Annotated in this window: 11 protein-coding genes and 1 pseudogene; 3 read left to right on the top strand and 9 right to left on the bottom strand. The window is 63.4% G+C overall.

Annotated elements, in window-relative coordinates; translation table 11 throughout:
• Positions 1–375 (bottom strand): annotated as a pseudogene (locus B3B04_RS06000) (arginine--tRNA ligase); the annotation flags it as partial.
• Positions 376–381: 6 nt separating this feature from the next.
• The gene (locus B3B04_RS05995) at positions 382–1,008 is read right to left on the bottom strand and encodes a Tat pathway signal sequence domain protein (protein ID WP_292040987.1); all 627 of its coding nucleotides are present in this window, start codon (positions 1,006–1,008) and stop codon (positions 382–384) included.
• 212 nt (positions 1,009–1,220) lie between these two features.
• On the opposite strand from B3B04_RS05995, the gene ispH reads away from it, so the two are divergent.
• Positions 1,221–2,183, top strand: a complete 963-nt coding sequence (ispH, locus tag B3B04_RS05990) for a 4-hydroxy-3-methylbut-2-enyl diphosphate reductase (protein WP_292040985.1) — start codon at positions 1,221–1,223, stop codon at positions 2,181–2,183.
• 146 nt (positions 2,184–2,329) lie between these two features.
• Entirely contained in the window at positions 2,330–2,782 is a 453-nt protein-coding gene (locus B3B04_RS05985; RefSeq protein ID WP_292040982.1) for a peptidase S1, read from the top strand.
• Between the two features lie 74 nt (positions 2,783–2,856).
• On the opposite strand, the gene B3B04_RS05980 is transcribed toward B3B04_RS05985, so the two are convergent.
• The 4 genes from B3B04_RS05980 to ileS form a co-directional block, all read right to left on the bottom strand.
• Entirely contained in the window at positions 2,857–3,210 is a 354-nt protein-coding gene (locus tag B3B04_RS05980) for a hypothetical protein (RefSeq protein WP_292040979.1), read from the bottom strand.
• Between the two features lie 168 nt (positions 3,211–3,378).
• Positions 3,379–3,948 carry a DUF3035 domain-containing protein gene (locus tag B3B04_RS05975; protein ID WP_292040977.1) on the bottom strand — a complete coding sequence of 190 codons (570 nt, stop codon included), beginning with the start codon at positions 3,946–3,948 and terminating at the stop codon, positions 3,379–3,381.
• A 67-nt stretch (positions 3,949–4,015) separates the two neighbouring features.
• The gene (gene lspA / locus B3B04_RS05970) at positions 4,016–4,540 is read right to left on the bottom strand and encodes a signal peptidase II (protein WP_292040974.1); all 525 of its coding nucleotides are present in this window, start codon (positions 4,538–4,540) and stop codon (positions 4,016–4,018) included.
• Positions 4,541–4,618: 78 nt separating this feature from the next.
• Entirely contained in the window at positions 4,619–7,576 is a 2,958-nt protein-coding gene (gene ileS / locus B3B04_RS05965; protein ID WP_292040972.1) for an isoleucine--tRNA ligase, read from the bottom strand.
• A gap of 366 nt (positions 7,577–7,942) precedes the next feature.
• On the opposite strand from ileS, the gene B3B04_RS05960 reads away from it, so the two are divergent.
• Positions 7,943–8,491, top strand: coding sequence for a DUF3828 domain-containing protein (locus B3B04_RS05960; RefSeq protein ID WP_292040970.1), 549 nt, complete (start codon positions 7,943–7,945; stop codon positions 8,489–8,491).
• A gap of 136 nt (positions 8,492–8,627) precedes the next feature.
• On the opposite strand, the gene bdcA is transcribed toward B3B04_RS05960, so the two are convergent.
• From bdcA to B3B04_RS05945, 3 genes are all read right to left on the bottom strand, one after another.
• Entirely contained in the window at positions 8,628–9,341 is a 714-nt protein-coding gene (gene bdcA, locus B3B04_RS05955; RefSeq protein WP_292040967.1) for an SDR family oxidoreductase, read from the bottom strand.
• Positions 9,342–9,449: 108 nt separating this feature from the next.
• A complete protein-coding gene (locus tag B3B04_RS05950) occupies positions 9,450–10,037 on the bottom strand; it encodes a cation transporter (protein ID WP_292040965.1) in 588 nt (195 codons plus the stop codon).
• Between the two features lie 89 nt (positions 10,038–10,126).
• Positions 10,127–10,421: DUF6456 domain-containing protein (locus tag B3B04_RS05945; RefSeq protein WP_292040963.1), on the bottom strand; the 295-nt coding region annotated here is incomplete at its 5' end.

The raw sequence follows: 10,421 nt of genomic DNA, 5'->3' as shown, positions 1-10,421 counted from the left end.
GTTCGGGCCGCCGTAATCGATCACAACCTTGCGGGCAGCATCCACGCCAGCGGCACCGGCCTTGTCGGCGTCGGCGGCCACTTCGCCCGCGCGCTGCGACAGGGCGGCGTCCGACAGCTTCATATTGATGAAGCCCGGACCTGCGATCTCGACCGACGACAGGGCGGGGTGGCCTTCCAGATGCGCGGCGACCTTGGCGGCCAGCTCGCGCGGATTGGCTTTCAGAGCCTTGGCCGCGGCTAGCGCGCCGTTCGACTGGAAATCGGCCAGATCGGGGCGGTCCGACGGGGTGACGCGGGCCAGTGCCTTGTCCACGCCTTCGGCGGCGAAGGCGGTGGCGACCGCTTCGCTGAGAACAGTTTTGAGGTCAGTCATGATCTTTTAGTTGGTCTGGCCGGCCAGAGGACGGAAGCGGCTGCCCGAACGGTTGAACTCGGCCTGTTCCGGCGACACTTCGAAGCCGATCAGGATTTCGAAATTGCCGCCTGAGGTGGTGGCTTCGGCGCGGGGGATGACCACGGTATGGGCGGGCTCGGCGGTGGCGCGGTCCGAGCCACCGAAATTAACCGGCAGGTCGAAATATTCCTTGTCCAGCACCGCGGCATTACGCTCGGTCACGGCGACCCAATAGCGGTAGGTCTGGCCATCACCCTGAGCCGAGGGACCCTTGCCCAGCGAGAACAGCAGGTTGAAGTCGACGCGGATCGGATCTTCGTCGCGATAGGTGCAGTCCGAGCTGACGCCCTCGATCTCGCCGGTATAGCCCACGCCCTGAACGGACGGACGCTGGTAGTCGGCCAGTTCGACATAGCGGGCGGCGTCGTACAGAATCTTCACATAAGGGCACGGACCGGCGTTGGCGCGGCGGGACAGCGGAGCGAAACGCATGGGACGTTCACGCGGTTGTTCGGACTGTTGTCCTTGCTGGCGCTGCTGAGCCGCAGCGGCGGTCGGCATCATCGAAGCGGCGATGGAGAGGGCAGCAAGGGCGGTCAGGACGCGACGCATCAGGATCTTTCCGGCAGTCGATTGGGTGTGGCGGGCACCTAACAACCCCCTACAGAGGTCGTTACGCAAACCCACGCTGTGTGGTGATAGCGGCTAAAGCGAGGCGCGGCAAACGTGCAATGCGTTTGACGGCCCACATCGGTGCGCGTGAACCGTGGATAGGGCCTTGGTCCCGCTGGCGAAATGGATGCCGAACGACTAGGTTTAGCACCATGAACGCCCAGACTTTCGCCCCCCGCCGTCCTCTGACTGTCCGCATGGCCACGCCGCGCGGTTTTTGTGCCGGGGTGGACCGCGCGATCCAGATCGTGGAGCGCGCTATCGAAAAGTTCGGGGCCCCCGTCTATGTGCGCCACGAAATCGTGCACAACCGCCATGTGGTCGAGCGCCTGAAAGGGCTGGGCGCGGTGTTCGTCAAAGAGCTGGATGAATGCCCCAATGACCGTCCGGTGGTCTTTTCGGCCCACGGCGTGCCCAAGTCGGTGCCGCAGGCGGCCCAGTCGCGCCAGATGATCTATCTGGACGCGACCTGTCCGCTGGTGTCCAAGGTCCACGTCGAGGCCGAGCGCAATTTCAGGAACAACCGCCACATCATCCTGATCGGCCACGCCGGTCACCCCGAGGTGGTGGGCACCATGGGCCAGCTGCCGGAGGGGGCTATCTCTCTGGTGGAAACGGTCGAGGATGCGGAGAACTTCCAGCGCCCGGGCGATGCGCCGCTGGCCTATGCCACCCAGACCACGCTCTCGGTCGATGACACCGCCGAGATTTTGGCTGTGCTGAAGCGACGCTTCCCCGAACTGCCCGATCCGCACAAGGAAGACATCTGCTACGCCACCACCAACCGTCAGGAGGCGGTCAAGAAGCTGGGCGAGGGATGCGATCTGGTGCTGGTGGTCGGCTCCAAGAACTCGTCCAACTCGGCCCGTCTGGTCGATGTGGCCCTGACCGCAGGGGCCAAGGCCGCGCGTCTGGTCGATGATGCGGGTGATGTGGACTGGACGTGGTTCGAGGGCGTGAACACCTTGGGCGTCACCGCCGGTGCCTCGGCTCCTGAGCCGCTGGTTGAAGGCCTGATCGAGGCCGTGCGCCAACGCTTTGACGTCACCCTGACCGAAGACGACGGTGCCCGCGAGACCATTACGTTCAAGCTGCCGCGCGTCTTGCAGGAATAGGACGAGGGAGGCACCGCCCCCCATATCCATGGCGCTGCCCCACATACAGGGCGGTTGGTACAGCAGATTTCAAGGTCAGCCCAAAAGGGCAGGCCGTCTTGCTGTCGCAGCCGCGTTTCGTCGCGGCTTCAACCCTGGAGCTTTCGATGAAGACTGTTCTGTTTGTCGCCGCCTTGGCCTTGATGGGGGCGGCTCCGGCCATGGCGCAGGATGCTTCGGCATCGCCGGTGTTTGGTCAGGTTTCTCTGGATGCGGGCTTTGACGATGGCGCACCGCTGCAGCGCCGTTTTCGCGGTGGCGGCCCCAACGATGCCTCGCATCTGCCGGGGGCCTGCACCGGCAATGTCGGTACGCCGCCGGACTTCCGCGTCACCTATTCGGCCGGTGGCCAGCCGCTGATCTTCCGCAGCGTGTCGGGGGCCGATACGGCACTGGTCATCAACGGTCCCGATGGCCGTTGGTACTGCGATGACGACAGCTTTGGCGATCTGGATGCGGAATACCGCTTCGATCGTCCGCAGAGCGGCGTCTATGACATCTGGATTGCGGTGATCAATGGCCGCGAGGCCGATGCCACTCTGGTCGTATCCGAGCGTTAGGTCCGGTCCCCGATAAGGAAAGCGCCCCGATGCCATTCGGGGCGCTTTTTCGTAGGCGCGGCAGGGGAAGCGGATCAGCCGCTGAACTGGCTCCAACTGGCCGCTTCGTGGTCATACAGGGCCACGGTCTCGCCGCTGACCTCGACATTGAAGTGGGTGCCCGACTGGTGGTCAAAGCCGGTGTATTTGCCGCCTGTGCCCGCCAAATGGATATAGCTGGAGCGGGCGTTATCGAAGATGTCGGGCAGGGTGCCGGTCATCTTAGTCTTGCGGTCCATGTCGATGGCATTGACGGCCTGACCGGTCACATTGGCGGTCAGGTTCAGATGGCGTGCCTGCGCATAGTCATACAGGCCCGTCACACTGCGCCCATGGGTGTCGGCCAGAGCAATGGCAGCGATGGTGGCGCGGGTGTCGCTGGCGATCATGGGGGCTCCGATAGGCACAAATATAATGGGGGTGTATCCAGCCTTAGGACGGATCGCTGTCATCAGCAATCGGGGCCGTGGGCAACCACAGCAGTCACCGGACAAGAAAAGGGGCGCGGGTCCGATGGATCCGCGCCCCTTTCATAATCTGTATTGCCGTAACCGGACTTAGAGACCCGGCAGCTTGAAGCGGCGGCTGTCTTGGCGCGGTACGATGGTGATGCCTTCGCGGCCACCGGTCAGGGCCTGCAGGCGGCCATGTTCGGTCGAGGCGTCAATGGTGCGGGCACCGTCGGTGCCTTGGACCGTAATGGCACCTTGGGTCGACGGATCGTTCTTGCGCCAGAACATCAGACGGTTGGCCCAGCTTTCTTCCTTGTGGGTCAGATCGCCGAACTCGTCGTCGATGACATAGCGGGCCAGAGGGTCGGCGCGGTCGCCGCCGGCATTGCCGACCAGAACCTGTTCACCGGGGCTGCGGGTCACGGCCTGGCGTTGGCCCAGCAGGATTTGGCGAGCTGCCGATTCGGGGGCCAGTTCCTGCGGGCGCGGTGCGCCCGGCGTCGGCGGGGTCAGGCCGTATTCCGGCGGCACGACCAGCGGGGCCGAGGCGACGGTCACGAACTCGTCTGGGGTCACCTTGGTCAGGCCAATGCCCTGACGGATAGAGCCACAGGCCGAAAGGCTCAGCATCGCGACGGTCGCGACGGACAGGGTGAGGACGGTACGAATTCGCATGTTCAGGCTCGGCTCCGGTCGGCGCGCCCCTCAAGGCGCTGCTCGGGTCGAATAGGAAGAAGGTTGATTACGACTTTTCGACGGCGACGCCAACCTTGGAACGGCGTTCCGAGAGGAAGGAATCGAGGATCAGCAGGGCAACGCCCACGGTGATGCCGCTGTCGGCAATGTTGAAAATCCACGGAAACACGCCGGTTCCCGAGAAATCGAGGAAGTCGACCACGCCGCCGAAGCGGATACGATCGATGACATTACCCACGGCGCCGCCGATCACCAGACCGATGGCGGCAGCCAGCAGCGGGCGGTCGGCCTTACGCGCCCAAACCGCCAGAGCCACGGCGACAACGACCGAGAAAATGCTGAGAATCCAACGGGCTTCGCCGCCCCCGAACATGCCGAAGCTGACGCCTGTGTTCAGCACATAGGTCAGGTTGAACATCGGCGGCAGAACATCGGCAATGCGATAGCCATCGGGGATCAGGGCCACCGGCGCGTCGATGGCCGACAGAACCATGGCCTTGGTGATTTGATCCAGAACGATAACGACGAGGGCCAGCACATAGGCGCCCAGCGCATAACGGGAAAGTTTCATGCCCTTCGCCTATCAGGAACCTGCCTCGGGGGGGAAGACGAAAAACGCCCCACCGTTTCCGATGGGGCGTTTTGTCAGTTAGCCTTTGAGGCTGTCCAGATAACGGACGGTGTCGGCATCGCGGGCCGACAGGTCCGGATAGTCGGCATCCGAACCCACATCCGGAACCCTGCGCCACGAACGGGCGCATTTCGGATAATCGGCAGTCCTAATTTCAACGCTAATCGGCCCATCGACTATTTCGATATCAGCGCCCGATGTGCGAAACACCTCAGAAGGGTCTACTGGCGACACATTGGTTCCGTCAGCCAAGGTTCCTTTAAAAAGGTCATTCATCATTGGGGCCAAACGAACCGTTGGCCATGCGTCCAAAGCGCTACCAATGAGTTTGTCTCGGCGCGCCGTTTCTAGAGCGTCGTTTACCACTTCTAGAATACGCTCAATATTGCGCCACCGTTGTAGCTCTGTCGCGTTTTCCCATTCGGCCGGAGCCTGCGGCAGAACGCGGGCCGAGTTGGCACCGGCTTCGGCCTCGGGGAAGCGGCTGGACCACGCTTCGTCCATGGTAAACGGGGTGATCGGCGACAGCCATGCAGTCAGACGGTTGAACACCTCGTCCATGACGGTGCGGACGGCGCGGCGTTTCAGGCTGTCGGGGCGGTCGCAGTACAGGCTGTCCTTGCGCACGTCGAAATACAGCGACGACAGGTCGCCCGTGCAGAACTCGATCACAGGACGCACGACGTCCTGGAAGCGATATTCCTCGAACGCGGTCTTTACCTGCGCGTCCAACTCCCACAGGCGGTGCAGGATGAACTGCTCCAGCGGCGGGAACTGGCTGTAGTCGGTGATGCGTTCAGCCTCGTCGAAGCCCTTCAGCGCGCCCAGCAGATAGCGGACGGTGTTGCGCAGCTTGCGATAGGCATCGACTGTGGTTTGCAGGATTTGTTTGCCGATGCGCTGGTCTTCGGAATAGTCGACCATCGCCACCCACAGACGCAGGATGTCGGCGCCGGATTCCTTGATGACGGTCGCAGGGTCAACGGTGTTGCCCTTGGACTTCGACATCTTCTCACCCTTCTCGTCGAGGGTGAAGCCGTGGGTCAAGACCGCATTGAACGGGGCGCGACCGCGCGAGCCACAGCCTTCCAGCAGCGAGGACTGGAACCAGCCACGGTGTTGGTCCGACCCTTCGAGGTACAGGTCAGCCGGCCAGTGCGACGGACGATTGCCCGTATAGCCGCTTTCGGCTGTGCGCGGATCGATGGTGAAGGCGTGGGTCGAGCCGGAATCGAACCAGACATCGAGGATGTCGGTGATCTTCTCGTACTGGGCCGGATTGTGGTTGCCGAGAAACTGTTCGTCCGGCGCGGTGAACCACACGTCCGCGCCGCCTTCCGCGACAGCGGCGACGATGCGGGCATCGACTTCCGGATCGTTCAGCGGCTGGCCGGTCGTCTTGTCGACATACATGGCCAGCGGCGTGCCCCATGCGCGCTGACGGCTGATCAGCCAGTCAGGGCGGCCCTCGACCATCGAACGGATGCGGTTCTTGCCGCCGGCCGGATGGAAGGCGGTGTTGTCGATGGCGGTCAGGGCGCGGTCACGCAGGGTGTTACCGTCCGCCAGCTCCTCGTCCATGCGGATGAACCACTGGGGCGTGTTGCGGAAGATGATCGGGGCCTTGGAACGCCACGAGTGCGGGTAGGAGTGCTCGACGCGGCCACGCGCCAGAAGATTGCCCGCCTCGATCAGCTTTTCCATCACCGCGCCGTTGGCGGGGCCGAACTTGCCGGTCTTCTTGCCTTCGGTTTCCAGAACCTTCAGGCCAGCAAACAGCGGCACGTGCGGATAATAGGCACCGTCCGGATCGACCGTGTCCGGCACATCGCGATGGCCGTGGGCCAGCCAGACAGCATAGTCGTCAGCGCCGTGGCCGGGGGCCGTGTGGACAAAGCCGGTACCGGCATCGTCGGTCACGTGGTCGCCCGCGAGCAGCGGCACGGAATAGCCATAGCCCGAGTCCAGCTCGGCCAGCGGGTGGGCGCATTCCAGACCCGACGGGTCGATGTCGTAGATGCGGGTGAACGAAGCCGCCTTGGCCGCCTTCAGAACGTCTTCGGCCAGTTTGTCGGCGATGATGAAGCGGTCGCCCGCCTTGGCCCACGGCTCGAACTCGAGACCTTCTTCCATGGCCGTGACTTCGTACAGGCCGTACTTGATCTCGGGGCCATAGGAGATGGCGCGGTTGGCAGGGATGGTCCACGGGGTGGTGGTCCAGATCACCACTGAAGGCGTCTGGTTGCGGAAGGCCAGCAGGTCGTCCGGATGGCTGTCAGACATGCCCACCACAGGGAACTTGACCCAGATCGTCGGCGACACGTGGTCATGGTACTCGACCTCGGCGTCGGCCAGAGCGGTGCGCTCGACCGGCGACCACATCACCGGCTTGGAGCCGCGATACAGCTGGCCCGAGTTCTTGAAGCGGTGGAATTCCTTCACGATGGCGGCTTCGGAGGCAAAGTCCATCGTGGCGTAGCGGTTGGCGAAATCACCGGTGATGCCGAGGCGCAGGAACTGGTCGCGCTGCAGGTCGATGAATTTGCCTGCATATTCACGGCAGGCGGTGCGGAACTCTTCTTTCGAGACCTCGTCCTTGCGGCGGCCCTTCTTGCGGTATTCTTCCTCGATCTTCCATTCGATCGGCAGGCCGTGGCAGTCCCAGCCCGGCACGTAATCGACGTCATAGCCCATCAAGAAGCGCGAACGGACCACGAAGTCCTTCAGCGTCTTGTTCAGGGCGTGGCCGATATGGATGTCACCGTTGGCGTAGGGCGGGCCGTCGTGCAGCACGTACAGCGGAGCCTTTTCAGCCTGACGCTGCGCGCGCAGGGTGCCGTACAGGTCGCCCCATTTTTCGAGGATTTCCGGCTCCTTCTTCGGCAAGCCGCCGCGCATCGGAAAATCGGTTTCCGGCAGGAAGACGGTGTCGCGGTAATCGCGGCCAGAAGAAGCGGTGTTGTCGGCGTCGGACATGGGTTGTCTTTTTCGTCTATGCGCACGGCACCCCGTCAAGGGATGCGAATGATGTGGCAGTCTAGCGTGAAGTGATGGCATGGCCCAAGGCACACGGCATCAAAGGCGGTGAGAAATCGATCCCGGCGCGCGCGGGGCGGTGTCGCCCCAGTCTCCAAGAGTAAGGCTTGGAGCGCTACGCCGGGCGGCTAATCGAAATCGTGCGTGTCACGCAAAAGGTCATGGTGGCGGTGTAGCAGACCAAGGGGGAAAGTGGCCAGAGCCGACAGGTCACAGTTTGCACGCTTCGCCACCGCAAGTGCCTTGCCGCCGCGCAGGGCTTTGCCATAGTGGCGCAAAGCGGATGTCACTGCGGGAGATGGGCAGATGAAGGCTGGAAAAATCATGGGCGCGCTGGCCGTGCTGGCGCTGGGGGCCGGTGTCATGGCCTGTTCGCAGGAACCGGCGACGGGCGCTGCCGCTGACAGCGCCGCTGCCGCTCCGCAAAAGGTCGGGCGCGAAGGGGCCTATGAGGCTGCGCTAGGCACGCCGGAACAGTTCGTGCGCGCCCTTTATGACGTCTATAAAAATCCGCCGACCGAGCCGGTCACGCCGGGCCGCGACTATCTGATCCAGCGCAGCCTGAATGCGATGATCCTGTACGACAACAAGAACGCGCAGGAAAAAGGCACGCCGCGCTATCTGAAGAACGACCCCATCTGTGACTGCAATGGCGGCGAGGTGGTGCTGACCTCGGTTCAGATCACGCCCAAGGAAACCAATTTCGCCGATGCCGCCGTGGCCTTCACCGTGGACGGCACGCCCAAGGCCCAGACGCTGGTGCTGGAAAAGGAAGGCGGCCGCTGGAAGGTCAAGGACGTGCTGCGCGACGGTGAAAAGCCGCTGACCGAACAGCTGTTGGCCGTTATCGGCTGATCCCAAAGGACCGACAGGGCACACGAAAGACAGCCGGTTCCGGTGGCACCGAAACCGGCTGAGGCCCCGCGTCTGTCGGGAGGATCGGACGCGGGATAGCCGTCAGGAGGATCTGACCCCTCCCTGACGAAAGCGATCAGGCACCGAAGGCCCCGTCGATAGTGTGCATGGCACCGGTGACAAAGTCGGTGTCCGGTCCGGCCAGATAGGCGACCATGGCGGCGACCTCATCGGCGCGGCCATGACGTTTGATAGCCATGAAGCTGTGCAGCACATCCTTCATCGGGCCGTCAGCCGGATTGGCGTCGGTGTCGACGGGGCCGGGCTGGACCACATTGATGGTGATGCCGCGCGGCCCAAAGTCCCGCGCCAGACCACGGGCCATGCCCTGCAGGGCGGATTTGGACAGGGCATAGGCCGCCATACCGGCCACAGGCATGCGGTCGCCGTTGACCGAGCCGATGACAATGATGCGGCCCCCCGAAGGCATCTGGCGGGCGGCCTCGACCGAGGCGTGGTAGGGCGCGTGGACATTGATAGCCAGCAGGCGGTCCACATCGTCGGGGTCGAGGTCCAGCGCGTCGCCAAACACGCCAATACCGGCATTCACCACCAGAATATCCAGCGGGCCGCTGTCACGAACGCGGGCGATGACGGCGTCGCGGTCGGCGCTGTCCGTCTGCACGGCGGTGGTGCCTGTGTCCGTCGCCAGTTGGCGGGCCGCGTCGGGTGAGCCGGAATAGGTGAAGACCACCTTGGCACCATCTTTGGCGAAGCGTCGCACAATGGCCGCGCCGATGCCCCGACTGCCGCCCAGAACCAGTACTGACTTGTTTTCGAATGTGGCCACGCGGGCCTCCTGTCATTTATATGTCGAACGATACATAAATGAACGAAAGGCGGCGTCAATCTATTTATATAATGATTGGTATAAATTGATGGAGCGCGAGAACGGGCGTTATTGCGGCGTCTCACGCACTGAGCGCAGGATGTCCAAGCCGCCCTTCAGCGCGATGGCGGCGACGATGATGCCGACCACCAGATCGGGCCAGGACTGGTCCAGCCACATGACCAGACCGCCCGCGACGAGAATGCCGCCGTTGGAGGCAAAGTCATTGAAGCTGAAGGTCTCGGCGGCCCTCATGTTCACGTCGTCGCTCTTTTGACGGCGGATGAGCTCCAGACAGATCAGGTTTATGACAGCGGCGATCAGGGCCAGCACGATCATGATCCAGCCGCCCGGATCGCTGCCAAAGATAAAGCGGCGAACGGCATCGACCAGCACCATGGCGGCGACGATCAGCAGCATGATGCCAGATGTGCGCGCGGCGCGCTTTTTCCAGATGAAGGCGCGGCCCACAGCCAGAAAGCTGAGGAGATAGACCACAGCATCGGAGGCGTTATCGACCGCGTTGGCTAATAGGGCGCTGGAGTTGGCCGCGAGGCCGCCGATGCCCAGCACTACAAACAGCCCGAAATTCAATGCCAGCACGGCCAGCAGGGTGCGCTTTTGCAGGTGGTCTGTGTCGGAATGCGCGCCGCTCATGGAATCTGTCCGTAACGGAGGATCAAGGTCTCCTAAAGCGCCCGCCGCCGGTATTGGCTGCATGGCGGCGGGCAGACTGCGGTCACGATTTATGTCCCGTAGCCGTAATGGGCGGCGAGGGCTTGTAGGCCCTGCTTCAGTACGGTCTTGCCCTGACGACGACGCAAGGAAAGCGCCTGCTCGGCCAGTTGCAGGGATGACCCGCGCACGCAGACCTGTTCCAGCATGGCGCGAAGGCGCGGGCCCGCTGCCGACAGGGCCGCCTCGACGCGGGCCGAGGCCGTGATGGCCCGATCTGTAGGCTCGATGCGCGCCGGTGCCGCTCCCGACTGGCTGCGCGGCACGCCCTGCCAGCTCGTGGGCATGGGCGGGGCTTTTTCCGCG

Origin of the sequence: Brevundimonas sp. UBA5713 (assembly GCF_002419815.1) — a bacterium.
Classification (GTDB): Bacteria; Pseudomonadota; Alphaproteobacteria; order Caulobacterales; family Caulobacteraceae; genus Brevundimonas.
The sequence above is the reverse complement of the archived record's forward strand: the minus strand, read 5'-3'. Positions and strand labels throughout refer to the sequence as shown.